The sequence below is a fragment of the Streptomyces litchfieldiae genome (assembly GCF_031845365.1).
Taxonomy (GTDB): domain Bacteria; phylum Actinomycetota; class Actinomycetes; order Streptomycetales; family Streptomycetaceae; genus Streptomyces; species Streptomyces litchfieldiae.
Window position 1 is genome coordinate 1 of record NZ_JAVREL010000036.1, and the last position, 24485, is coordinate 24485.

Below are 24485 nucleotides of genomic sequence, written 5' to 3' on the forward strand. Positions count from 1 at the left end.
TGGGGTACTGGCCGTTCTCGCCGTAGGTCTCCTCCAGGTCCTGGCGCAGGGCTTCCTTGTCCTCGGGAAGGTGTCCGGCGCCGTAGAACTCGCTGGATAACTCGTCCCAGTAGGCCCGGTACTGCTCAGGGGCGTAGGTCGGCGCGTAATAGCAGGCGGGCGGGAACCAGGAGGTATCGCTGCTGGTGAGTCTCCCGTTCCCACCAGAGGTGTCCTCGCTGAAGGTGACGGTGGGGTCGGCTTCCACTTCGGCGCTGATCTCTTCGCCATCAAAATCGCCCTGAGCGTTCTCCTCATCGCCGTTGCGTCGCTCGTCGGCACGGGCGGCAGGCATGAGTGCCATTAAGGTCGCGGCTAATAACACGACCGCCACTTGGCGCTGTCTGGTCATCACGGGCACTCCGGGTCCTCCCCCACGAGTTCATACTCGACGGTCTGCCAGATTCCATCGTCGTTACGCTCCACACGCCCCACATAGAGGTCCGACGGGGCATCCGTGTCGGCCTCCTCCACGACCTCGCCGGACTCGAAGTCAATCGTGTAGACCTCGGTGTAATCCCGGCAGTAGCTGAAGGTGGCCGCCCCCTCCTCTCTCGGGGTCACCTGAAAGTTGTAATACCGAGAGGTACCGCCGGACGACCGTCCACCCTCGTAGATGCCGTCCAGCGACTGGATCGTCTGGTCCAAGGCGGTGCCGGCCATATAGAAGCGCAGCGCCGGACGATCGGACTCGTAGCTGACGATCGCCTCCGCGTAGGCGTCCTCGAACCCCTGAAGATCCCGGATGATCGCATCCAGCTCTGGCTCACCAGTGGTGGTGTCCTCGTAGACGTTCTGGTAATCCTCACCCAGATCGATCTCCGGCCGCTCGGTTCCCGTTTCCTCGGTCGGTGTCTCCGACGGCTCCTCGGTGGGTTCTTCCGTGGTCTCCTCGCCCGTCTCGACTCCCTGGACCTCGTCCGTTTCGTCGTCGTCGTCTCCTCCGCCGCAGGAGGTGAGCAGCAGGGCGGTGGCCAGGGAGGCCGAGGCGGCGAGGAGGGGGATTCCGGTCCGGCGCTTCACAGTGACTCCGTTTCGACAGAGGGTGATGGCTGACTCGGCGTCAGCCTAAGCCCCTACCCCGCGCACCGCGGTCGGATACCCATTGCGGCTGCTTGTGTCCCGCCGGTAACTTCCTGTGTGGGGGTGGTTTGTTGTGGCGCGTGCGTCTGACTGGAGTCCGGTGGACATGGACTCCGATCCGACTCCGGGCAACCCGGAGGAGATCCGCGAGCTGGCGGGGGATCTTCAGGAGTTCGCGGATGATGTCGGTGAGGCGCTGGGGAAGATCCGGGGGATGGCCTCGGATCGTGCGGTGGCGGACTGGGCGGGGTTGTCGGCGGACGCGTTCCGTGCGGAGTTCGACGGAGTGCCCGAGAACCTGACCAAGCTTCAGACGTCGTACGACATGGCGGCGGACGCGCTGGCGCGTTACTGGCCGAGGCTGGAGAACGCGCAGGGGATGGCGGACCGCGCGCTGGAGAGCGCGATCGCCGCCCAGGACGATCTACGCGCCGCGCAAACGGAGCTGGGGGACGCGCAGGACTGGGTCTCGCGTGCGGGGGACGAGGCCGAACGCCTCCAGGACGAGGATGATGCTCCCGAGCCGCCGGATGAGCAGGCTGTCCGTGACGCGGTGCGCGACCACCAGGCCGCCGAGGCGGCCGCCGGAGCCGCGCAGTCCAGGGTGGACGCGGCCGAGCAGCGGCTGGCCGCCGCGCGGGAGTTGGCAGGCCAGGCCCGGGAGCTACGCGAGGAAGCCGCGCGGGAATGCGCCCGCGACATCGACGCCGCCTCCGACGCCGGTATCCAGAACCGCAGCTGGTGGGAGGACGCCGTCAACTGGGTCACGGAGAACTGGGACACCTTCGTCGACATCTGCAAACTGGTCGTCGCGGTCCTCGGCATCGTCGTGATGATCATCGGCGGCCCCCTCGCCTGGGTGGTACTGGCCGCCGCCCTCGTCGTCCTCGCCGACACCCTGGTCAAATACGCCAACGGACAGGCCACCCTCTGGGACGTCGCCTTCGCCGCGCTGGACTGTATCCCCGGCATGAAGGGCCTCACCACACTCGGCGGCCTCGCCGCCGGCATGCGGGCCTTGGCCCGAACCGGGCTGCGCGGACTGGCCCGTGGAGCCGTAGGGGCGGGGCGGCAGTTGCGGAGCAACGCGGTGGAGTGGGGCCGGAGAGTGTTCTCTCGCGACCCGGTGGACTTCGCGACGGGCGAGGTGGCCATGCCGGCGACGGACGTTGAACTGCCCGGTGTCCTTCCGCTGGTCCTGGCCCGGCACCACCTGTCCACGTACACCCATGGGCGCCTGTTCGGGGCGTCCTGGGCATCCACGCTGGATCAGCGGCTCGTCCTGGAAGAAGGCGGGGTGCTGTTTTTCAGCGCGGACGGCATGATCCTGGAGTACCCCGTCCCGCTCCCGGATCCCGATACACCAGTGCTGCCGGTCGAGGGGCCGCGCTGGGGGCTGGCCTGGGACGGCGAGCCGGACACACCACTGACCATCCACCAGCCGGGAACCGGTCATACGCTGCACTTCGCGCAACTGCCGGGCAACTCATGTCCCGTGCTTCCCCTGACCGCCATCACCGACCGCAACGGCAATCGCATCGCTGTCCACCACGACAACAACGGGGCTCCCATCGGCATCGAACACTCCGGCGGCTACCGCATCGCCGTGGCGACCTACAAGGGCCGCATCACCGCGCTGCGGCTGGCCAGCGCACCGGAGGAACCGCTGCTGGTGGCGTACGAGTACGACGACTCCGGAGACTTGACCAAGGTCTACAACTCCTCGGGCTTGCCCCTGATCTTCCAGTACGACGACAAGCACCGGCTGATCCGCTGGGAAGACCGCAACGGCACCTGGTACCGGTACGACTACGACGCGAACGGCCGCTGCATGCTCGGTACCGGCACCGACCGGGCGCTGGGATACCACTACTCCTACGATCCAGAGAACCACCGCACCACCTGTACCAACGCCCTCGGCCATGCCACGGTCTACCAGTTCAACGACTGCTACCAACTGGTCGCCGAGACCGGCCCTCTCGGCGCCACCACGCTGCGCGAGTGGGACCGTTACGACCGCCCGCTCTCCACCACCGACGCACTCGGCCGCACCACCCGGTACGAATACGACGACATAGGCAACGTATCGGTGGTTGTGCGGCCGGACGGCGCCCGCATCCGAGCTGAGTACAACGAACTCGGAATGCCCACCGAGATCACCGAAGCCGACGGCGGCACTTGGCTCCAGTCCTACGACAGCAAAGGCAACCGCAACGCTGTGGTCGACCCCGCAGGCAACCGCACCCGGTTCGTCCACGACGCGCACGGCGGGCTGGCCTCGGTGACGGACGCGTTGGGTACCACCACCCGGGTCCGCACCAACGTCGCCGGCCTGCCGGTCGCGATCACCGATTCCCGGGGCGAGACCACGCACATCCACCGGGACGCGTTCGGCCGTCGCGAGCGCGTCGTCGATCCACTCGGCGCGGAAACGCGCCTGACCTGGAGCGTCGAAGGCAAGCCGCTGAGCCGCACCGACCCGTTGGGGGGTGAGGACACCTGGGAGTGGGACCCCGAGGGGAACCTCCTGGCCCGGACAGACGCCGCAGGCGGTACCTTCCGTTACTCCTACGGCGCCTTCGACTTGCCCGTCTCGCAGACCGGCCCTGATGGGGTTCGCTACACCTTCATCCGCGACGCCGAGCTCCGGTTGCGCCAGGTCACCGATCCCGAGGGCCGGGCCTGGGAGTACACCTACGATGACAGCGGCGCGCTTTCCAGCCAGACCGACTTCGACGGTCACACCACCCGCTACGCGCGCGACGCCGCCGGTCAGGTACTCGCCAGCACCAACGCGGCGGGCCAGTCGATCAACTACACCTACGACATCCTCGGCCGGATCACGGGAAAGAGCACATCCGAAGGAGACGACACCAGCTACTCCTTCAACCTGACGGGCCAGATCACCCAGGCCACCTCCCCCGGTGTGGAGCTGAACCGGACCTACGATGCCGTGGGCAACCTCCTGACCGAGACGGTCAACGGTCGTACGCTGCGCTGCACCTACGACGCGCTCGGCCAGCTCCTGACGCGCATCACCCCCAGCGGGCACCGCTCCACCTGGACCTACCGCGGCAGCGGCGCTCCGGAGTCTCTGATGACCGGCCGGCACACGCTGACGTTCGCCCAGGATGCGGCTGGGCGGGAAACGACCCGTCACATCGGTGACGAGCTCGTGCTCAGCCAGGCGTGGGACCCTGCCGGACGGCTCACAGGCCAGACGCTGAGTATCGCCGCCGAGGCGGCCGACGCCACTGCCCGCGCCGTGCACCAGCGGCGGTACACCTACCGTGCCGACGGTTACCTCACTGCCATGAACGATCCGACGGGCACCGCCCACTTTGCCCTCGACCCGGTCGGCCGCGTCATCTCCGTCGAAGCGCCCGGCTGGCGCGAGAGGTACACCTACAACTCTGTTGGCAACCAGACCACCGCTCACTGGCCCACGTCCGCCGCGCACCCGGAAGCCAGCGGAGAACGCACCTACACCGGAACGCTCCTGGCCCGGTCCGGCAGTGTGCACTACGAGCACGACCTGGTCGGCCGCGTAACCGTGCGCCGCAAGACCCGCCTGTCCAGGAAGCCCGAACAGTGGTGCTACGCCTGGGACGCCGAGGGCCGCCTCACTCAGGTCACCACCCCGGACGGCACCGTGTGGCGCTACCGATACGACGCCTTCGGAAGGCGGACAGCCAAGGAACGCCTCGCGGCTGACGGCACCGCCGTCGCCGAGCGCGTTGACTTCGTCTGGCATGACGGCACCCTCGTCGAGCAGACGGCCACCAGCGCCGGGCGGCCCGATACCCGCACCACGCTCACCTGGGACCACCACCGGTTCGATCCGGTGGCCCAGACCGAAACGGTGCATCACGAGGCCAGGCAGGAGGAGTTCGACCGCCGGTTCTACGCCGTCATCACCGATCTCGTCGGCACCCCAACCCACCTCGTCACCGAAACCGGTGACACTGCATGGCACGGCCGGGCCACCCTCTGGGGTGTCACCATGGCCGCCACTGTCGGCGACCAGGCCACCACGCCCCTGCGTTTCCCCGGCCAGTACGCCGACGATGAGACCGGCTGGCACTACAACTACCACCGCCACTACGACCCGGCCACAGCCCGTTACGCCACTCCGGACCCGCTGGGCCTGGCACCCGCGCCAAACCCGTATACGTACCCGCATAACCCGCATGTGTGGACCGACCCATTCGGCCTCGCCCCATACATCCGCGTCTCCCCCGACTACCAGGACTGGCCCACCAATGGTGCGCACGTCCACGTCGGCGACCGGGAAGTACGCATCTTCCCCGACCACCTGGGCGGGGTGGGCGGCGAACCAATCCGGCTGGCCAACGGTAGGGTGGCCAGCCAGCGGGACGTTCAGCGGGCACTCGACGAGATTGCGGACAACCCGAGCTTCCGGCAGGACATCATCGACGTGGCCACGTCCGTTCGGGCACGGATGAACGCCGACAACTACGGCATGAGCCAGAACCGCGCGCTGGAAATCCACTTCCTCATCAAGGCACTGGAGCGCATGTAGTGACCGATCTCCACTTCTACGCCTCCGCGGTCATCGAGGGAACGATCTACGGCCTCGGCGTGGACTCCACGCCCGACCAGTGGACCGCCGAGCTGAGCGACCAGTGCCTGGACGACGCGCGCAAGCGGCGCATGCGGCGCGACTACGGCCTCATCGAGGTCTCGTTCCACAGGCCGAAGGGCGAACGGGAATGGCGATGCTACGCCATCTCCGTGCAAATCCACCGGCTGGCCTGGGGAATCGACAACAACATCCCCGAACGCCTGAACCAGGAGCATGGCCCCTTCAACGAACACATGCCCTTCGATGCGATCTACGCGGAGATCCAGGCCCGGGGAGCACAACTGGAGAAGAACGAAGGGGAACCCTCGCCAGGATTCGAGTCCTACCGGTTGCCCAGCGCCCGCTCCGCCGTCTATGTGATGCGCACACAAGGCAGTGAGGACGACCCTCACCAGGAGGGAGACGTATGGTCTCTGGGTCTCGTCAATTGACTGCGCTGGGATGCGGTACATGCCATCGAGCTGACGCGCAACTCCGCCAACTTATAGGGAGGGGCAGAAGCGGTAGCTGAGGCATACGGCTCACAGATGCTCGATCAATTCCACCGTAGAGCCGGTTGAGAAAGAATACCCGTGCCAGAGCTCGACAGCGCGCAGTTGAACGAACTGCTGAAGGGCCCGCGCTTCGTCGACGTCCCTGGTGAGCGTCCCTGTCCTGCCTGCGGGAAGCAAGCGGTCCGCACCTACGTCTACAGAGTCGCGGATAGGGAACAGCATCCCGCACGTATCAGCTATAGCTGGTGCGCGAACTGCCGCCGTTTCAAGGGCTGGCCGGCCCTGACCTGGGGGACGTCGAATTCGACGACCCGCTGGCCGACCTATCCCTTACGCAGAGGAGAGGTTTACGGTCTGATCCGCTTCGCGGCGGCCGACCCGCCAGCGGCAGGGCTCCGAGCGCCAATGCAGCAGGACGAAGCATGTCGAGTCTTCGAACTTGACGGGGGTGCGGCGGTGACGAACGGGCTTGGCTGTCACGCTGTGTGAGGGCGGCGGGGGTGTGGGGCCCCGGATGCAAGAGGCCCGGGGCCTTCGTGATCATGATTGTTCTCTAGGCAACCGATCATGAAACCCCACGGGCTTGAGCATCGACGATACCGGGATCAACACTGCGGCGACACAACTGCTGGGGCTGGAGGGGGTGAGTGTGGTGCAGGCGAGAGACGACGGGGCGGGCGGTTCGGTGGTGTATGTGGTCACTGCCGAGGACGGCGCCCGGGCCTGTCCCTCCTGCGGAGTGTTCGCCGCCCGGCTGAAGGGCTACCGCACCACTCGGCCGAGGCACCTGTCCTGCGGAGGGCGTCCCGTTCGTATCCGGTGGCGCAAGGCGCGCTGGTACTGCACCGAACCTGCCTGTGAGCGCGGCTCGTTCACCGAAGCAATACGCGCGGTGCCCGCCCGGATGCGCACCACCACCGTTCTGCGCGAGGCGGCGGGGGCCGCTGTGTGTGACGGCGGACGCACAGTGGTGCGGGCCGGCCGCGATCTGGGCCTGTCCTGGCCGATCGTGCGGCACTGCTTCGAGGACTACGCCGCAAAGGTCCTGCCCGAGGACCCGCCCGCGACCCCGGCGATCGGGATCGACGGGACCCGGCGCGGCAAACCGGTGTGGAAGCAGAACCCGGCTGCCGGCAAGTGGGAACTGGTCGCGGACGCCTGGCACATCGGCTTCGTCGACGCGATCGGCGGACGCGGCCTGTTCGGCCAGGTCGAGGGCCGCAACGCCACCTCGGTCGCCGACTGGCTCAGCGCTCGGCCCGCATCCTGGCGTAAGCAGGTCCGCTACGTCGCCATCGACCTGTGCTCCACCTTCCGCGCCGCCGTCCGCCGCGTTCTGCCGCACGCCGCTGTGATCGTGGACTGCTTCCACATCGTCCAGCTCGCCCGGCGCCACCTCGCCGACCTGCGCCGCCGTCTCACCTGGAAGCAGCACGGCCGCCGGGCCCGCAAGGGGCGACGGCATCTACACCGTCCGCAAACTCCTGCGCCGCAACAAGGAAGACTTCACCGAGGATCAACGCACCCTCCTCGCCACCGAGTTGGACCACGTTGGCACTTGCGGCCGACAGATCTACGCGGCCTGGCAAGCCAAGGAACTGCTGCGCGACCTCCTCGGCCTGACCGTCAGCCGCACCCACAACACCCCCGACCGCTCCACGATCTCCGCCGCCCGCCACCGTTTCTTCGCCCACGTCGCCGACCACGCCCACCTGCCCGAACTCGTTACCCTCGCCGAGACTGTCGAGCAGTGGTGGAACGGCATCGAGACCTACCTGATCACCGGGATCACCAGCGCCGCGTCCGAGGGCAACAACCGCCTCATCAAGCTCGAAGCGCGCAACGCCTTCGGCTTCCGGAACCGAGAGAGCCAACGCCTGCGCTCACGCTGTGCAAGCACTCGGCGGAGCCGACGAGAGGCGCACCCTCACTAAATTCGAAGACTCAGCATGTCGGCCGTTGAGTCTGGCCGCCTGCATGGCGGTCAGGCGGCGGACGTAGCGGGCGGTGACGATCGCCGCCGGCACGGCGGCGGAAGTCGGGGGTCGCGGCCAGTTCGGAGCGGATGGTCTTCACCGCCACCACCCGGCCGCGTGACGACCGGGCCAGGTACACCACGCCCATGCCGCCTTCGCCCAGTCTGCCGATGAGCCGGTAGTCGGCGATCTTGTCGGGGTCCCGTTCTCGCAAGGGCTGCATGGCTGGCACGTTCTCCCCCTGAACGTTCAACTTCCTTGTGGCGGGCCAAGATCAGCCGGAACGGGCCGGTGGCGGTCCACCTTCCGGAAGCGGTCCCACGCGTGCGCCGGTCAGCCTTCCCGGGCCGGGCCCGTCGATTCGCGGATCACCAGTTCCGGCGGGTTCACCTCCGGGTCCGGCACCGGCGTCGGTGACTCCTCGTCCCGGTCGGCGTCGAGCTGGCGGAACATCGCGGCGACCGCCGCGCGGCCCAGTTGGATCAGGTCCTGGTGGACCGTGGTGAGCTGCGGGTAGACCAGCTCGCCCAGCGGCAGGTCGTCGTAGCCGATGACCGACAGGTCCCGGGGCACCTCGAAGCCCAGGCGGCGGGCCGCGTTCATGCCCGCGACCGCCATCGTGTCGTTGGCGAACAGCACCGCCGTGGGCCGCCGGTCGGGGGCGTCCGCCAGGAGTTCGCGCACCGCGGCCACCGCGCTCTGCGCCGTGAACTCCGAGACCAGCACCCGCCCGGGCCGCAACCCCCGCTCGGCCAGGGCCGTTTCGAAGACCCGGCGGCGGAAGACCGTGTGCACCCGGTCCTCCGGGCCGGACACATACGCGATCCGCCGGTGGCCCAGCGTCACCAGGTGGTCCACCGCGGCCCGGATGCCCGCGTCCTGGCCGCCGGCCTGGACCGAGACGACCGGGTCCGGCTGCCAGGGCGCGCCCACCAGCACCGCGGGCAGCCGCAGGCTGCGCAGCAGCTCGAACCGGCCGTCCCCGATCCGGCTCTCGGTGAGGATCACGCCGTCCACCCGGCGCTCCTCGGCCAGCCGCCGGTAGGCGCGCTCCTCCGCGCCCGGCTCCTCGCCGACGATGTGCAGCAGCAGGCCGTAGTCCGCGGGGGCCAGTTCGCTCTCGATGCCGGAGATCAGCAGCGTGAAGTGCGGGTCGGTGGCCAGCACGTCCGAGGAGCGCCCGGCGACCATGCCGAGCGCCCGCGTGCGCGCCCCGCGCAGCGCGACGGCGGTGGCCGAGGGGGACCAGCGCAGCTTCGCGGCGGCGTCCAGCACGCGCTGCCGGGTGGGGGCGGAGATGCCGCCACGGCCGTTGACGACCTTGGAGACGGCCGAGACCGACACCCCGGCCAGCGCGGCCACATCGGCGATGGTGGGCTTGCCGGATCCGCGCCGTCCCGTCGTCCGTCCCGTCACCACCGCGAGAATCCCCTTCCGAGCTTTCCCCGGGTCGCCCTGCCGCGCGGCCCCGGCCAGGGCCAGCGTCTCATGGCTCGCCCATCGAGTAAAACGTTGCACTTTCCCTCGGTCAACGGGTCGACAGGGGATTGGTAAAACGATATATCTAGCGGGTCAGGTCAGGGCACCGCGGAAAGGGAACGGGACCAAGCGATGAGGCGCAACGCGGCCAAGCTGAGGGACGGCACGCTCTGGGTGGGGGTGAACTACTGGTCCCGCACCGGCGGCCCGCTCATGTGGCGCGACTACCGGCCCGAGGTGATCGACGAGGAGCTGACCGTGATGCGCGACCACGGCATCACGCTCACCCGCTCGTTCTTCTACTGGCCGGACTTCATGCCCGCCGAGAACACCCTGGACCCCGAGAAGCTGGCCCACTTCGACGACTTCCTCGACCGGCACCAGGCGCTGGGCATGACGACGATCCCCACGTTCATCGTCGGCCACATGTCCGGCCAGAACTGGGACCCGGCCTGGCGCGACGGCCGCGACATCTTCGCCGACCCGTCGTTCGTCGCCCAGCAGGAGTGGTACGTCCGGACGCTGGCCGACCGCTGGAAGGACCACCCGGCCGTCGCCGGCTGGCTGCTCACCAACGAGATCCCGATCTACGGCCACTGGCAGTCGCGCGGCATCGGCACCATCGACCCGGCCGCCGTCACCGCCTGGGCCAGGACCCTGATCGACGCGCTGCGCTCCACCGGCGCCACCCAGCCCGTGTCCATCGGCGACGGCGCCTGGGGCGTGGAGATCACCGGCTCCGACAACGGCTTCCGCATCCGCGACCTGGAGCCGCTCATCGACTTCCACGGGCCGCACGTCTACCGCATGGAGACGGACGAGGTCCGCCAGCACCTGGGCGCCGCGTTCATCTGCGAACTGCTGGGCCCCATCGGCGGCAAGCCGGTGATCATGGAGGAGTTCGGCCTCACCTCCGACTACGTCTCGGAGGAGAACGCCGCCCACTACTACCGGCAGGTCCTGCACAACACGCTGCTGGCCGGCGCCACCGGCTGGATCCCCTGGAACAACACCGACTACGACGAGCTGTGGAACCAGGAGCCCTACAGCCACCACCCGTTCGAGATGCACTTCGGCCTGACCGACGACCGCGGCCGGCCCAAGGAGCAACTGCGCGAGGTGCGGCGGTTCACCGAGGTGCTGCGCGCCGTGGACGCCCCCCGGCTGCGCCGCGCGGACACCCAAGTGGCGCTCGTGATCTCTTCGTTCCTGGAGAAGCCCTACCCCTTCACCCAGCCCGAGGACCACACCAGCGTCTTCGCGCACACCCGGCAGGCGTATGTCGCCGCCCGCGAGGCCGACCTGCCGGTCGGCGTGGCGCGCGAGGCCGACGGGCTGCCCGACGACTGCGCGCTGTACCTGCTGCCGTCCGCGAAGCAGCTCACCGCGCCCGGCTGGCGCCACCTGGTTGAACGGGCCCGGGCCGGCGCGGTCGTCTACGCCTCGTACTTCGTCGGCGAGCACGGTGTGCAGCGCGGCCCGTGGTGGCCCAAGCTGGACGAGACGTTCGGCGTGGTGAAGAAGCTGCGCTACGGGCTCACCGACCCGATCGAGGACGACGAGCTGCGCATCACGTTCCAGCGGGACTTCGGCGGCATCCGGGCCGGCGAGGAGCTGGTGTTCGCGGTCGCCGGCACCGAGAACTCCCGCACCTACCTGCCGGTCGAGCCGAACGGCGCTGACGTGATCGCCACCGACGCGCACGGCCGCCCCGCGCTGCTGGCCCGCCCGTTCGGCCGCGGACAGTTGGTCCTGTGCACCTACCCCATCGAGCACATGGCCGCGGTGACGCCGCGTGTCAACCCCGAGCCGACCTGGCGCCTCTACGCGGCGCTGGCCGCCGAGGCGGGCTTCACGCCCGAGGTCACGGTGGACGACCCGCGCGTGCTGGTCGGGCGGATGGAGCACGAGGACGGCCGTTCGTTCGTCTGGTTCATCAGCCAGCACGACGAGCCGCTGACGGTCAAGCCGACGGTCGCGGCGGGCACGCTGCGGGACCTCACCGGCCAGGAGTTCCCGGCCGTGGAGCTGTTCCCGTACGGCGTCGTCGTCACCGAACTCACCCGGGACTGAGGTCAATCACCCATGAAGATCGAAACAGCCGAGGTCGTCGTCACCAGCCCGGGGCGGAACTTCGTGACGCTCCGGATCACCACCGCGGACGGTGTCTCCGGGCTCGGGGACGCCACGCTGAACGGCCGTGAGCTGGCCGTGGCGGCGTATCTGTCCGAGCACGTGGTGCCGTTGCTGATCGGCCGCGACGCGGGGCGGATCGAGGACACCTGGCAGTACCTGTACCGGGGCGCGTACTGGCGGCGCGGCCCGGTGACGATGGCCGCGATCGCCGCGGTGGACATGGCCCTGTGGGACATCAAGGCCAAGGCGGCGGGCATGCCGCTGTACCAACTGCTCGGCGGCGCCTCGCGCACCGGCGCGCTGGCCTACGGGCACGCCTCCGGCCGGGACGTGCCGGAGCTGTTCGACTCCATTCGCGCGCACCTGGAGGCCGGTTACCGGGCCATCCGCGTCCAGACCGGCATACCCGGCCTGGACTCCGTCTACGGCGTGGCCGCCTCGGCCGCCGGCGGCGGCGAGCGCTACGACTACGAGCCGGCGCGGCGCACGGCGCTGCCGGTGGAGGAGAGCTGGGACACCCGCGCGTATCTGCGGCACATCCCGGGCGTCTTCGAGGCGGTGCGCAACGAGTTCGGCCCCGAACTGCCGCTGCTGCACGACGGCCACCACCGGATGACGCCGATACAGGCCGCGCGGCTCGGCAAGTCGCTGGAGCCGTACGACCTGTTCTGGCTGGAGGACGCCACGCCGGGCGAGGACCAGTCGGCGCTGCGGCTGATCCGGCAGCACACGACGACGCCGCTGGCGATCGGCGAGGTGTTCAACTCCGTTCACGACTACACGACGCTGCTGTCGGAGCGGCTGATCGACTACGTGCGCTCGGCTGTCACCCACACCGGCGGCATCACGGCGATGAAGAAGCTGCTGGACCTGGCCGGGGTGTACGGGATCAAGTCCGGGATGCACGGGCCCACCGACATCTCCCCGGTGGGCATGGCCGCGGCGCTCCATCTGGACCTGGCCATCCACAACTTCGGGATCCAGGAGTACATGCGGCACTCGCCGCAGACGCTGGAGGTGTTCCACACGACCTACACCTTCGAGTACGGCCTGCTACACCCCTCCGACACCCCCGGCCTCGGCGTCACCCTGGACGACGAGGCGGCGGCCGGCTTCCCCTACGAGGCGGCCTATCTCCCGGTCAACCGCCTGACGGACGGCACCGTTCACGACTGGTGATCGCGCGGGGCCGGGCAGCGACACCCGCCGTCCGGCCCCCGTCGGCGATATCGTCCTCACACCGCCATGACCCGCACGTCGTACTGCGGCACGCGCTTGTCCCGGGTGACCACGGTCATTCCCTCGATTTGTGCCTGAGCGACCAGGATCCGATCGAAGGGATCGCGGTGGTGGACGGGCAGCCGGCCGGCCCGGACACCGTGACCGGCGGTGATGGGCAGGTCGGTGAACTGACTGTCGCGCACGCGTTCCGCCAGGTCCTCCGGCCCGTCGAGCTTGCCGAGGGACTGCTTGATGGCGATCTCCCACGGGGTGACGGCACTGACATACACGGCCGGCTCGGTGTCCAACAGGTCTTTGACGTCGTCGGACAGCTCGGGGGAGTCGCTCAGCCACCACAGAACGACGTGTGTGTCCAGCAGTAGCCGCATCACCGCATCCCGAAGGCGTCGGCGAGGTCGTCGGGCAGCTCGTCGAAGTCGTCCGCGATCCGAATCTGTCCCTGGAGCGCCCCCCGGCCCGTCCGCCTCACCTTGGGCCGCAGCGGCACCACCTTGGCCACCGGCTCTCCCGCCTTGCTGATCACGACTTCCTCGCCGGTGGCGACCTGCTCCAGGATGCGCGAGAAATGCGTCTTGGCCTCATGAACGTTGTACTGACGGGCTGCTTCCACGCTTGCCTCACCACGCGATCACTGGGCTGACTAAGTGCTGGACTAAGTGTAGCTCCACAGGGCCGCCCGCGCCGCCCGGTCAGCTCTCCCTGGGCCGGCCGGGCGGCAGCGCGGCGACGGCGCACCAGACGGCGGCCGTGAACGTCACCGTCGCCAGGCCGGCCAGGCCGAAGACCGTCGGGTTGACCCAGGACGGCACCAGTTCCACGCCGTCGCACACGAGGCTGGCCGGCAGGATCGATTCCGACTCCGGGCGGACCCTGGTCCCCACCGTCCGCAGGCAGGTGTCCTCCGGCCCGGCGAACCAGGCCGTCGCGTACGTCCACACCGCGTAGGCGAGGAGCAGGACGGCGGCGCTCGCACTCACCCCGGAGACCAGCGCCAGCGGCTTGGGACTCGCCAGCCGCGGCCGGCCGCCCTCCCGTAAGCGCCGGATGGCGTGCGCGATCAGCCCATATGTGCACATGATCAGCGACACCAGTGCCACACACGGTCCGAGCGTGATGAGAAGGTCCATACGCGCGATCGTCGCACGTTCCCGGGCCCGGGTCCCGTGCCGCTCCGCCGGCCCGTACGTCTCGAAAAGTTCCCCGAAATTGGGCTGGCTTCACGGCCGGTTGAGGCGCTTCCAGCACCCCGCGAGAGGGGATACGGCCGTGACCTGTCACATCGCTTTCCGCAGCCAACTACGGTGGCTCTGCGACGACTTGGTCATCCCCCTTGGCAATGTGGCCGGGGAGGTGCCCCGGGGACGGGCGATCACATACGCTCCGAGCGTGAGCAGTGGCGACGGCGGACGGGTCGTGGACGGGCGCTTCGAGCTGATGGAGCGGCTGGGCGCGGGTGGGATGGGCATGGTGTGGCGGGCCCGTGATCTGGTGCTTGACCGCGAGGTCGCGGTCAAGCAGGTCAGGCCTCTCTCCCCGGAGGTTGCTCGCGAGGGCGCGGCGGCCTCCCGGGTCCTGCGCGAGCGGGTGCTGCGCGAGGCCCGTGCGCTGGCGCGGCTCAGCCACCGCCGCGTGGTCACGATCCACCATGTGGTGGACGAAGGTGAGGATTCCTATCCCTGGCTCGTGATGGAGTTCGTGCCGGGTGGCAGTCTGGCGGAGCGGCTGCGCGATGGGGGGCCGCTGGAGCCGCGGGAGGCCGCCGGCATCGGGCGCCAGGTGCTGTCCGCGCTGCGCGCCGCGCACGCCGCCGGAATTCTCCACCGTGACGTGAAGCCCGCCAACGTGCTGCTGCATCCGGACCGCGGCGCGGTGCTCACCGACTTCGGTATCGCCGCTCTCCAGCGGACCGGTGCGGTGGACTCGGCCGCCCGGTCCGTGCCGCTGACCGCGACCGGCGAACTCATCGGCACGCCCGAGTACCTCGCCCCCGAACGCATCCGGGGTACGGACGATGATCCGGCCTCGGACCTGTGGTCGCTGGGCGTCATGCTCTACGTCTGCGTCGAGGGCCACAACCCGATGCGCCGGCCGACCGCGCTGGCCACCATGGCGGCCGTCCTTGCGGACACGGTCCCGTCGCCTGCGCGGGCAGGCGCCCTGGCGCCCGTGCTGACCCAACTTCTCCTCCCTGACCCGGCGGCACGGCCCTCCGCCGAGCGGCTGGACGCGATGCTGGCCGCTGTGGCCGGGGAAGGCCCGGCTCCGACGGCCCCGTTCACCCGGGCGAACCAGCCCATCCAGACCGAAATGCCGGACCGCGCGTCCCGGCGTCGACCGGCCCGCCGCGGGCTGGTACTCGGAGGACTGGGGCTCGCGGCCGTCGCCGCGGTGCCGGCCGCCGTGCTGCTCCGCGACGGGCCGGACCGACGCGGGAATGGGACAGGTTCCTCGGACGCCGGGCAGGCCACCGTTCTACTCGACACCACCGACCGCGCCGTGAGGTCGGTGGCGTTCAGTGCCTCCGGCAGTCGCCTGGCGAGTGCCGGAGAGGTCGGCAAGGTCAGGTTGTGGGAGACGGCCACCGGCGAGCAGACCGGAACCTTCACGCATGAGGCCGTCAACCCGTGGGCGATCCCGATCTCGGAGGTCGTCTCCCACAACCCCGCGTTCCGGGACTCGCAGGCGGTGGCCTTCAGCCCGGACGGTGCCTTTGTCGCGGTGCTCAACGGGGACGGCACGGTCGGCCTGCACGACGTGTCCAGTGGCTCGGCCAGGACGACGTTCCCCTTCCTCGACACCGACGGCACTCGGTGGGAAGGCGCCGAGGGCTGCCTGGCTTTCAGCCCCGACGGCGGCACGCTGGCCAGCTCTTACAACGGCGCGGACGCCATCCTGTGGAACGTCGCCGACGGAAGCCACGAAAGACTGGTGACGGAGGCGGACGAGTGGACCCTGGCCGTCGCGTTCAGCCCGTCCGGTGACGTACTGGCTCTCGCCACGGGCAACGCCAACCCCTGGGCCGGCACCAGCGGCGGACAGATCCAGCTTTGGGAGGTGGCGTCCCGCACGAAGATCACCACCCTCGCCCGGGCCAACACCGACCTGTACGGTCTCGCGTTCAGCCCTGACGGGGGGCAACTGGCTGTTCTCCGCCGTGACGGACTGCTCAGGCTCTGGGACGCCGCGACCTGGACCGTGACGGCCACCCTGGCCGAGGCCGGTTCCGGCGCCACCTGCATCGCCTTCGGACCGGATTCCATACTGGCGAGCGGCTCCGGGGACGGCACGGTGACACTGTGGGACACCGGGAACCGCAGCCGCACCGCCGTGCTCCGCGACACCGCCGACACAGGGCGGATCAACTGCGTCGCCGTCAGCCCGGACGGCGGATTCGTTGCCGCGGCAGGCAGGACGCTGACTCTGCGATCGCTCTAGTACTCCAGCTGTGGATCGTGATCTTCGTTCAGCTGGTGCGGCCGTGTTCCATCTGGAGCAGGACGAGGGCGGGCGCGGGTGATCCGGGTGATCGCCTTGAGGTCGAGGCTGACCCTGCGCGGAGCCTTGAAGGTCACCTTGAGCAGGGCGTTGGCGCGTCCGGCCACGCCGTGGACGCCTCGGATGACGGAGGTGAACGCCTTGGCGTCGTCGGTGGGTTCGCCGCCCTTGGGTTTTTGCGCGGGTGGCGGAGGCCGGCCCCGGCGTTCTGGTAGCCGGGTACCGTCCAGGAACCAGCGCAGGATCAACACGCCCTGTTTGAACGGCGCAGAGCGCGGGCGCCCTTGCGGGTCCCGAGCCGCTCGCGGTGTTTCGAGCAGCAGCTTCGCGAGGGCCTCAGCAGTGGCCCGGCTGACATCGAGCACGCCGGTGTGGGTGATACTGATCAACGCGTGAAGCCTCTCGGTACCCGGAACCTGTTCTTCGCAGACCTGTTCCTGCCAGGGGCTCCTCGCTGCCAGGCGCTGCTCACCGACGACCTGGACCTAGACCTGCCGCCCAAGGCCGAGGCGATGTGGGCCGCGGCCCTCGACTGGGACCGCGACCAGGCGTTGCGGCTGATCGCGGCCCATGCCCTGGCCACGGAGGACGGCGAGGAGCACCGCGCCCGGCGCTGCGTTCCCTGTCCTGACGCGCTCGTCGCCCAGGAACCGCTCAGGTCCACGACTCCAAGGAACTCACGGCCATGTCACAGACTCGCGGACTCGATGGCCCCGACCGGGGTGTGAGTCATCGCTCCCGGGCCTGGGTCCGGCGACGGCTACGCTCGCTCGCCGCGCTGGAACTGCTCAACATCGCGCTCCAGGCCGCGATCTGGTTCGGCGGCATCGGGGGGATCGGCTTCGGTCTGCCGATGACGGCGGCGAACGCGGTGGGCTTCGGCCTGTTCTCCCTGCTGCTCGTTCAGGGGGCCGTGTACTGGCTGGCCAAGCTCCGTCTGATCGCGGCCCCCGGCGGGCGTCTACCGGGGGCCACCGCCTTCGTCGCGGCCCGGGTGCTCAATGTTCCGCTGCTGGCGGTGGGGGTGCTGATCACCGCGTGGGCGGTGGCCGAGCGGCCCGGGCGGGAGAGCTGGCCAGGGCTCGGGTTCGCCCTGTTCGCGGTGGTGGAGCAGGTGAACTACTTCCACTGGCAGCTCATGTACGACACCCGCCGGGATCTGCGTCACCTCCGCATGCACGGTCTGCGTCGCGCGCATCTCGCCCGCGATCTGTCCCCCGACCGAGGAGTCCGGCCGCGGGACAGACCGTGACGGCGCTGGACGAGTAGCTCCGAAAGCGGGCTTCTCAGTCGTGCATGAGGGTGTCCAGCATCGGGTTGTGACGACCGAGTCGGACACCCTCCTGACGCGCAACCACTCGTCCGGGGGTTCAGGTCCCTCATGCGAAGTTTGCGGGAATTAGGCTACGGTCGCTGCCAGTTGGGCCCGGAGGGCCCACCCGCGAGAGGGGACACGGCCGTGACTCGGCACATCACTTTCCACGCCATCGAGGTCGGCGACGCACGGGACGGGAGCTGGACCGCCCCGCTGCTGGCCCGGGTGCCCGAGGAACTCGACCGCTGGGTGCCGGACGAGGTGCGCACCCCGGCGGGCGACGCCGCCGCGCGCGAGCAGTTCGCCGAGCACCTGCCGGAGTTGCTGCCGGTGCTGGACCTGCTCGTGTCGCAGGGGGAGGGGCAGCCCGGCCTGACGGCGCTGCTCGCGGAGGTCGGCCTGCGCAACCCGTTCCGCGCGTGCAGCCAGATCGGCGGCGTGGCCGGGACCCTGCTGCGCAACTACGACTGGGACCTGGGGGAGGCCGAGCGCACCATCGTCTCCTCCACCCTGCTGCGCCCGGTGATCGGGACCGCCGAGGGGCTGTGGGGCCTGCTCGACGGCATGAACGACGCGGGGCTCGCCATCTCGCTCACCTACGGCGGGCGGCCGGTGCACGGCCCGGGCTTCGGCATACCCGTGGTGCTGCGCTACGTGCTGGAGACCTGCGAGACCGTCCTCCAGGCGCTGGCGGTGCTGGGCCGGGTGCCCATCGCCACCGCGCAGAACGTCACCGTCGTGGACCGGGACGAGGCCGTCACCGTTCACCTCGGCCCCGACATCGCGCCCACCCGCGCCGCCGACGCCTGTGCCACCAATCACCAGCACCTGCCCCTCCCGGAGGAGCAGGCCCGCACGAGCAGTACCTACCGGCGCCTGGAGACCGTCCGCGCGGCCGGCGAGAGCGGCGACCCCGACGCGATCGTGGCCGCCCTGCTGCGCCCGCCGCTCCACGAGTACGACGAGGAGACGGGGTACGGCACCATGTACACCGCCGCCTACCGTCCCGCCGAGGGCCGGGTGACCTACCACTGGCCCGCCCAGGACGCCTGGGAGCAGTCCTTCAAGGCCTTCGACCCCGGCTCCCGCAAGATCACTTACGGCGCGCTGGACGGTTGACGCGCCTGCCTCCGCTCGCCGCGCGCGCCGGAAATTCTGGCGTTAGCATCAAAAACGAGCGGAGGCCCCATGGAACGCTATATGTACAGAATTCCCCAGTGGAATGGCGAATTCAGGAACACCGGCGCGGGCTGGGAGGAGTACCAGAACGGAGTCCGCGTCGTCGGGTTCGTCGAGCAGATCAGGACCGCCGACTGGATCACCCTCTTCGACGGTTCGCGCACCCTGTGGGTGTCGCTGCCCGTCGCCGGCGGCCAGTCGTTCGTCCAGGTGGGAACCGCCGGCCCCTGGGCTCCCCTCTACCACGTCGACCGGATCGAACGGACCTTCACCCCCGCCCAGTTGACCATTCTGCGCAACGACAGCGCGACGGCCCGCGCCCAGTTGGACCGAGTCATCCACCGGCTGACGGAGAACCCCATCCACCCCACGGCGGTTCTTACGAAAACCCGGCAACTGGTCAAGAACATCTTCAAGATCAACGTGATCGACCCCGATGTTCCGGATCTCCCGGTCCAGGCATTCAATTACGCGAACCTGGTCGCCGAATTCAAGACCCTGCGCTCCGCCGGCTTCGACAGCGATCCAACCTTCGTCTTCGAGCCCGATTACACCGGGCCGCTCCAGGCGTGGGTGATCGGCACCACCGATCCGCTGGTGCACATCTCGCCGAACCACTTCTACATGGACCGGCCCAACCTCGTGATCACGCTCATTCATGAACGGGCCCACACCGTGCTGCGACTCCAGGGCCATCCGGGCTGGGACGACAACCAGTTCATTCCGCCGACCCCCGGCGAGGGCTCGCCGTTCATGACGCACGACCAGGCGATCAAGAACCCGTACTGCTACGAGTGGCTCACCGCCGCCATGCGGGATTAATCGGTCGCTGCGAGGCCGTACGCCCGCAGGAACGTCTCCGCCGCCGCCGCGGCCACGGCGCGCAGCTCGTCGTCGGGGACCTGCCGGGTGCCGAAGCGGGAACGGGCCTCCATCGGGCCGGTGAGCAGCGCGACGAACTGCTCGCCCGCCGCCGCCGGATCGGCCGTGCGCAGGCGGCCCGCCAGCATGAGCCGGGCCAGCCGGTCGGCCAGGATCTCGCCGACCCGGCTCGGGCCGCGCCCCAGCACGATGTCCAGCAGGTCGGGGAACCGGCCCACCTCGGCGTAGAGCAGCCGCCGCACCGCCCGGGAATCCTCGGCGCAGTAGCAGACCAGCATGCGGTGGCCGACGTCCTCCAGCACCGCCCGCACGCCGCCGTCCGCCGGGTCGCGGTCCAGCAGCCGTTCCACCGCGGCCAGGCTCTCGGCCGTCGCGGCCTCCGTCGCCGCCGCCATCGCGTGCCGGAACAGCGTCGCCTTGTCGGTCAGGTGGTTGTACACGGTGGGCTTGGCGACGCCCGCCTCCGTCGCGATGGCCTGCACACACGCCTTGGCGAAGCCCTCGCGGGCGAAGACCCGGAACGCCGCGTCCAGGATCGCCTGCCGCTTGTCGATGCGCCCGCGCGTGGCCCCGCTCGCTCCGCTCACGTCGGCGATCGTACTCCATCTCCGAGCCCGGAATGAACTTGCAGGTTCAGTTGCACGAACCTTCGCGTCTATGCCTTACTAATGCGGCCATCCAACTGAACCAGTAAGTTCAAACCGGAGATGTCCATGACGCATGCACAGGCCACCGACCGCCTCGATCCCGCCCTGCTGCGGCTCATCGGCGTGGTCCTGCTCGGCGGGATCATGGGGCTGCTCGACGGCACGATGGTCGCCGTCGGACTCGACACCCTCGGCGGCGAGTTCGACGCCTCGCTGAGCACCATCGGCTGGGTGGCCACCGGCTACCTGCTGGCCGTCACCGTCGCCATCCCGCTCGCCGCCTGGGCCGTCGAACGGTTCGGCGCCCGGCGCATGTGGCTGCTCGGCCTCGGCGTGTTCCTGCTGGGCTCACTCGCCTCCGGCCTCGCCTGGGACGCCGGCAGCCTCATAGCGTTCCGCGTCGTCCAGGGCTTCGGCGCCGGACTCGTCGACCCGATCATGCTGACGCTGCTGGCCCGCGCCGCCGGCCCCGCCCGCGCCGGACGCGTCATGGGCCTGATGGGCGTCGTCCTCTCCCTCGGCCCGGTGCTCGGCCCCATCGTCGGCGGCGTACTCATCGAACACCTCGACTGGCGCTGGATGTTCTTCATCAACCTGCCGATCGGCGCCCTCGCGTTCGCCCTCTCCCTGCGCCTCGTCCCGCACGACCCGCCACCCGCGGAGAACGCGCCCCGGCCCGACCTCGCCGGACTCGCGCTGCTCGCCCCCGCGTTCGCGCTCATGGTCCTCGCGCTCTCCCAGGCCGCCGAACGCGCCGAGTTCGCCACCTGGCAGGTGCTCGGTCCACTGGCCGCCGGCGCCGCGCTGCTGACCGGCTACGTCCGCCGCGCGCTGCGCCCCGGCGACGCGCCGCCCCCCATCGACCTGCGGCTGTTCACCAGCCGCGGCTTCACCGCCAGCGTCACCGTCATGGCGCTCGTCGGCATCGGCACCTTCTCCAGCCTCTTCGTCCTCCCGCTCCACTACCAGACCGCCCACGGCCACGGCGTGCTCGAAGCCGGCCTGCTGCTCGCCCCGTTCGGCCTCGGCTCCGCCGCCGCCATGCCGCTGGCCGGCCGCCTCTCCGACCGCATCGGCGCCCGGGGCCTCGCCGGGGCCGGCGCCCTGCTGGCCGCCCTCGGCGCGCTCGCCCTCACCCGGGTCGGCCCCGACTCCCACGAACTCTGGCCCGTTCTCGGCTCGTTGGTCATCGGCATCGGCCTCGGCACCATCGGCGCGCCCACCATGGGCTCGCTCTACCGGACCCTGCCCGCATCATCGGTGCCGCAGGGCAGCTCCGCGCTCTACATGCTCAACCAGCTCGGCGCCTCGTTCGCCGTCGCCGTCGTCGCACTCATCATGGAGACCGCCGACGACCCAACGGCCGGCTTCCGCGGCGTCTACTGGTGGGTGGTCTGCGCCCTCCTGATCGTCCTCGCCGCCACCCGCCTCCTCCCGGGCCGACCGCTGTCCCCGGAGCCCGACCCCGCCCACCCGGCCACGCGGGGAGCGGCCTCGTGAAGACCCTGGTGATCACGGGCGGCACCGACGGCATCGGCCGCGAACTGGCCCGCACCCACCTGACGCGCGGCGACACCGTGGTCGTCATCGGCCGCGACCCCGCCAAGGCCGCCACGCTCCCCGACGCGCCCGGCCGCGCCCACTTCATCCCCGCCGACCTCGCCCTCCTCGCCGAGAACCGCCGCGTCCTCGACCACCTCGCCGCCCAGTTCCCCGTCGTGGACGCGCTGGTGCTGTGCGCCCGCCACTACCGCTGGCGCCGCACCGAGACGGCCGAGGGCCTGGAGGAGAACCTCGCGCTCTTCTACCTCAGTCGCCACCTGTTCAGCCACGGCCTGGCCGGCCAACTGCGCCGCGCCCCCCGCCCGTGATCGCCAACGTCGCCGGCCCCGGCGCCCCCCTCTCCCTGATCCACTGGGACGACCTCGGACTGACCCGCTCCTACGACGGCCAGACGGCAATGTTCCAGGCAGGCAAGCTCAACGACCTGCTCGGCCTCTCCTTCGCCGAACGCCGGGAAACGCGGCCCATCCGCTACGTCCTGTGGCACCCCGGCGCCACCGCCACCGGCCTCGTCGGCGACTACGACGAGACCAGCGCGGCGCACGTCGCCACGCTCAAACGCCACGGCAAACCGGCCTCGGTGGCCGCCGCACGGATCGCCGCGACGCTTGACGACCCTCCGGCCGAACCGCTCAGCGCGTTCGTGGAGACCAGGCGGATCGCCATCACACCGGCCACCGGCTTCGACGCCTCGGCGGCCCGCCGCCTGGAGACGCTGACCGAGGACCTGCTGGCACCCGCCGTCAGACCGACAGAGCGCCCGTGACCCTCAGCGCGTCCCCGGTGTCCAGGCCGAGACGGGCCGCCCAGGCTAGCGCCTCGCCGAGCGGGGCGTCGTCGTCGGCCAGCCGGACAGCGGCCAGGGCGGGCGGTGCCTTGCCCTCGTCCAGCAGGGCGCCCCACTGCCGCGCGGTGAGAGAGAGGTAGCGCAGATCGGGCAGGTCCGCCAGGACCCGCAGGTCCCGCACCTCGGCCCGGGAGAGGTCCAGGCCGCGCAGACGGGGAACGGTGCGGAGCGGGGCTATGCCGATCGGGGCGGTCGTCCCCAGATCCAGCGAGGTGAGGTGAGGGTGGCCCGCGAGCGGCGCCAGATCGCCGCCGTCCACGGTGACCCGCAGCGACTCGACGGGCAGCGCGCGCACCGGCGCCAGGTCCGCGGTGGCGCAGCGGTTGAGGTGCAGCAGCCGCAGGCGCGGGGCGGCGACGAGCGGACCCAGATCGACCGGGCTCGCCACGTCGTTGAGGTGAATGGCCTGCAGGCCCGGCGGTATCTCGCCGGGCATCTCCCCGACGATCCGCTCCGGACCGAGGCGTTCGGCGGGCTCCAGCAGCGAGATGTGGTCGTCGTACTCCTCGTAGGCTCCCCGCTCCAGCAGCTCCAGATAGCGGCCGAGGAGCGAGGTCACCGAGTCGGCGACATAGGCCGGACCGCGGTCGTAGTCCCGGCCGATGCGAATGACCTGCCCCGGGCGGCCGTTCCGCGCCGGGGACAGATCCACCGCCAGGTAGTTCCCGTCCTCACCGGTGGCGAAGGGCAGCCAGGCCGGGTGCCCGCCGCGGCGCCGGACCGTGTCGGGCGGGTCGGCGTCGAAGACGACCGACTGCCAGCCCAACTCCCAGCCGGACCAGACCGGTTGTCGCTGATCGGCGTGGATGGCCACCAGATCCTCCAGCGCCAGCCAGCCGTTGCCCCCGAACAGATAGCGGTGCTCGAAGCCGATGCCATCGCCGTCGGCGATCGCGTACAGCGCCCGCAGATCGGCGGGCAGCGCCCGGCCGACCCGCCGCTCCGCCACCTTCAGCGCGGCGGCCGACACGGGCGGCGGCAACTCCTCCGGCCGCCCCAGGATCGCGGCACGCCGCGTCAGGTACTCCCGGAACCGCGCCACCGCCAGCTCCGGATCCCCCGCCGGGCCCGCGGAGCCCTCCGGCTCCCCGGCCCCGGGCTCGGGCAGCCGGGAGTCAGGATCCAGAACGACCTGGAAACCACCACCCCGCCCGCGCAGACTGGTGACGGCGTCGGTGAACGCCACCAACTCGTACTCCCCGGACGGCCGGCACACGAATTCAAGACTGGTGCGCTCCCACCCCCGGACCTCCCGCACCGCCTCCGCAAGCGCGGTCAGCTCCCCGAACGGGCTGGGCACCGAGTGACCCCACAGGGACGCACCCGGGACGTCATAGACACCGGACACGGAGACCCCACCCCGCCCGGCGGTGCTGGCCAGCACGGCCCGCGTCCAGCCCGCCGGCGCGCTGGCGACAATTTTCTCAACGATCCGCCGCGCGGCCCGCTCGACCATGTCCCGCTCCCGTCCTGTCGGTCACTGGGAGTCATCATGGCAGCGG

Annotated in this window: 21 protein-coding genes and 3 pseudogenes; 14 read left to right on the plus strand and 10 right to left on the minus strand. The window is 70.1% G+C overall.

Annotated elements, in window-relative coordinates; all coding sequences use genetic code 11:
- Together RM590_RS34335 and RM590_RS34340 are read right to left on the minus strand one after the other, a co-directional pair.
- Nucleotides 1–391, minus strand: a pseudogene (locus tag RM590_RS34335) (hypothetical protein); the annotation flags it as partial.
- The gene (locus RM590_RS34340) at nt 391–1062 is read right to left on the minus strand and encodes a hypothetical protein (RefSeq protein WP_311708727.1); all 672 of its coding nucleotides are present in this window, start codon (nt 1060–1062) and stop codon (nt 391–393) included. The pseudogene RM590_RS34335 and the gene RM590_RS34340, both read right to left, overlap by 1 nt.
- A gap of 166 nt (nt 1063–1228) precedes the next feature.
- On the opposite strand from RM590_RS34340, the gene RM590_RS34345 reads away from it, so the two are divergent.
- The 4 genes and pseudogenes from RM590_RS34345 (at nt 1229) to RM590_RS34355 (ending at nt 8156) form a co-directional block, all read left to right on the plus strand.
- The gene (locus RM590_RS34345; RefSeq protein ID WP_311708728.1) at nt 1229–5665 is read left to right on the plus strand and encodes a DUF6531 domain-containing protein; all 4437 of its coding nucleotides are present in this window, start codon (nt 1229–1231) and stop codon (nt 5663–5665) included.
- The gene (locus RM590_RS34350) at nt 5665–6159 is read left to right on the plus strand and encodes a hypothetical protein (RefSeq protein ID WP_311708729.1); all 495 of its coding nucleotides are present in this window, start codon (nt 5665–5667) and stop codon (nt 6157–6159) included. The genes RM590_RS34345 and RM590_RS34350 overlap by 1 nt, the downstream gene beginning before the upstream one ends.
- Before the next feature lie 757 nt (nt 6160–6916).
- Nucleotides 6917–7651: pseudogene (locus RM590_RS36145) on the plus strand (transposase); the annotation flags it as partial.
- A gap of 34 nt (nt 7652–7685) precedes the next feature.
- Nucleotides 7686–8156, plus strand: a complete 471-nt coding sequence (locus tag RM590_RS34355) for a transposase (protein WP_311708759.1) — start codon at nt 7686–7688, stop codon at nt 8154–8156.
- Between the two features lie 10 nt (nt 8157–8166).
- On the opposite strand, the gene RM590_RS34360 is transcribed toward RM590_RS34355, so the two are convergent.
- Together RM590_RS34360 and RM590_RS34365 are read right to left on the minus strand one after the other, a co-directional pair.
- Nucleotides 8167–8421 carry a hypothetical protein gene (locus RM590_RS34360; RefSeq protein WP_311708730.1) on the minus strand — a complete coding sequence of 85 codons (255 nt, stop codon included), beginning with the start codon at nt 8419–8421 and terminating at the stop codon, nt 8167–8169.
- A 110-nt stretch (nt 8422–8531) separates the two neighbouring features.
- The gene (locus RM590_RS34365; protein ID WP_311708731.1) at nt 8532–9614 is read right to left on the minus strand and encodes a LacI family DNA-binding transcriptional regulator; all 1083 of its coding nucleotides are present in this window, start codon (nt 9612–9614) and stop codon (nt 8532–8534) included.
- Between the two features lie 195 nt (nt 9615–9809).
- On the opposite strand from RM590_RS34365, the gene RM590_RS34370 reads away from it, so the two are divergent.
- Nucleotides 9810–11750: a cellulase family glycosylhydrolase gene (locus tag RM590_RS34370; RefSeq protein WP_311708732.1), complete on the plus strand. Its 1941-nt coding sequence runs from the start codon at nt 9810–9812 to the stop codon at nt 11748–11750.
- Nucleotides 11751–11762: 12 nt separating this feature from the next.
- Nucleotides 11763–12992, plus strand: coding sequence for a D-mannonate dehydratase ManD (manD, locus tag RM590_RS34375; RefSeq protein ID WP_311708733.1), 1230 nt, complete (start codon nt 11763–11765; stop codon nt 12990–12992).
- Between the two features lie 56 nt (nt 12993–13048).
- Here the strand turns inward: manD and RM590_RS34380 are convergent, their stop codons facing one another.
- From RM590_RS34380 to RM590_RS34390, 3 genes are all read right to left on the minus strand, one after another.
- Nucleotides 13049–13423: a type II toxin-antitoxin system VapC family toxin gene (locus RM590_RS34380; RefSeq protein ID WP_311708734.1), complete on the minus strand. Its 375-nt coding sequence runs from the start codon at nt 13421–13423 to the stop codon at nt 13049–13051.
- Nucleotides 13423–13665, minus strand: coding sequence for a type II toxin-antitoxin system Phd/YefM family antitoxin (locus RM590_RS34385; RefSeq protein ID WP_311708735.1), 243 nt, complete (start codon nt 13663–13665; stop codon nt 13423–13425). Before RM590_RS34385 ends, RM590_RS34380 begins: the two co-directional genes overlap by 1 nt.
- A gap of 79 nt (nt 13666–13744) precedes the next feature.
- Nucleotides 13745–14182 (minus strand): hypothetical protein, encoded by a 438-nt coding sequence (locus tag RM590_RS34390; RefSeq protein ID WP_311708736.1) that lies wholly within the window; start codon nt 14180–14182, stop codon nt 13745–13747.
- 259 nt (nt 14183–14441) lie between these two features.
- Between RM590_RS34390 and RM590_RS34395 the strand changes: the two genes are divergently transcribed.
- The gene (locus RM590_RS34395; protein WP_394814033.1) at nt 14442–16490 is read left to right on the plus strand and encodes a WD40 repeat domain-containing serine/threonine protein kinase; all 2049 of its coding nucleotides are present in this window, start codon (nt 14442–14444) and stop codon (nt 16488–16490) included.
- Nucleotides 16491–16518: 28 nt separating this feature from the next.
- Here the strand turns inward: RM590_RS34395 and RM590_RS36150 are convergent.
- Nucleotides 16519–16767: pseudogene (locus RM590_RS36150) on the minus strand (IS5/IS1182 family transposase); the annotation flags it as partial.
- Between the two features lie 175 nt (nt 16768–16942).
- Here RM590_RS36150 and RM590_RS34405 point away from each other — a divergent pair.
- The 4 genes from RM590_RS34405 (at nt 16943) to RM590_RS34420 (ending at nt 19866) form a co-directional block, all read left to right on the plus strand.
- Complete coding sequence (locus tag RM590_RS34405; protein WP_311708737.1) at nt 16943–17278, plus strand: hypothetical protein; 336 nt, start codon at nt 16943–16945, stop codon at nt 17276–17278.
- Nucleotides 17236–17802, plus strand: coding sequence for a hypothetical protein (locus tag RM590_RS34410; RefSeq protein ID WP_311708738.1), 567 nt, complete (start codon nt 17236–17238; stop codon nt 17800–17802). Before RM590_RS34405 ends, RM590_RS34410 begins: the two co-directional genes overlap by 43 nt.
- Nucleotides 17803–18009: 207 nt before the next feature.
- On the plus strand, nt 18010–18984 hold the full coding sequence (locus RM590_RS34415; RefSeq protein WP_311708739.1) for a C45 family peptidase: 975 nt from the start codon (nt 18010–18012) through the stop codon (nt 18982–18984).
- Between the two features lie 69 nt (nt 18985–19053).
- On the plus strand, nt 19054–19866 hold the full coding sequence (locus tag RM590_RS34420) for a hypothetical protein (protein WP_311708740.1): 813 nt from the start codon (nt 19054–19056) through the stop codon (nt 19864–19866).
- Here the strand turns inward: RM590_RS34420 and RM590_RS34425 are convergent.
- The gene (locus RM590_RS34425; protein WP_394814035.1) at nt 19863–20522 is read right to left on the minus strand and encodes a TetR/AcrR family transcriptional regulator; all 660 of its coding nucleotides are present in this window, start codon (nt 20520–20522) and stop codon (nt 19863–19865) included. The genes RM590_RS34420 and RM590_RS34425 overlap by 4 nt on opposite strands.
- Before the next feature lie 117 nt (nt 20523–20639).
- Here RM590_RS34425 and RM590_RS34430 point away from each other — a divergent pair, with 117 nt between their 5' ends.
- From RM590_RS34430 to RM590_RS34440, 3 genes are read left to right on the plus strand one after another with little or no spacing between them, the layout of a single operon-like run.
- Nucleotides 20640–22073, plus strand: coding sequence for a DHA2 family efflux MFS transporter permease subunit (locus tag RM590_RS34430; protein ID WP_311708742.1), 1434 nt, complete (start codon nt 20640–20642; stop codon nt 22071–22073).
- Nucleotides 22070–22444 carry an SDR family NAD(P)-dependent oxidoreductase gene (locus tag RM590_RS34435; RefSeq protein ID WP_311708743.1) on the plus strand — a complete coding sequence of 125 codons (375 nt, stop codon included), beginning with the start codon at nt 22070–22072 and terminating at the stop codon, nt 22442–22444. Before RM590_RS34430 ends, RM590_RS34435 begins: the two co-directional genes overlap by 4 nt.
- The gene (locus tag RM590_RS34440) at nt 22441–22902 is read left to right on the plus strand and encodes a hypothetical protein (RefSeq protein ID WP_311708744.1); all 462 of its coding nucleotides are present in this window, start codon (nt 22441–22443) and stop codon (nt 22900–22902) included. The genes RM590_RS34435 and RM590_RS34440 overlap by 4 nt, the downstream gene beginning before the upstream one ends.
- On the opposite strand, the gene RM590_RS34445 is transcribed toward RM590_RS34440, so the two are convergent.
- Entirely contained in the window at nt 22880–24439 is a 1560-nt protein-coding gene (locus RM590_RS34445; RefSeq protein WP_311708745.1) for an SMI1/KNR4 family protein, read from the minus strand. The two genes, RM590_RS34440 and RM590_RS34445, sit on opposite strands and share 23 nt — an antisense overlap.
- Nucleotides 24440–24485 lie beyond the last annotated feature (46 nt).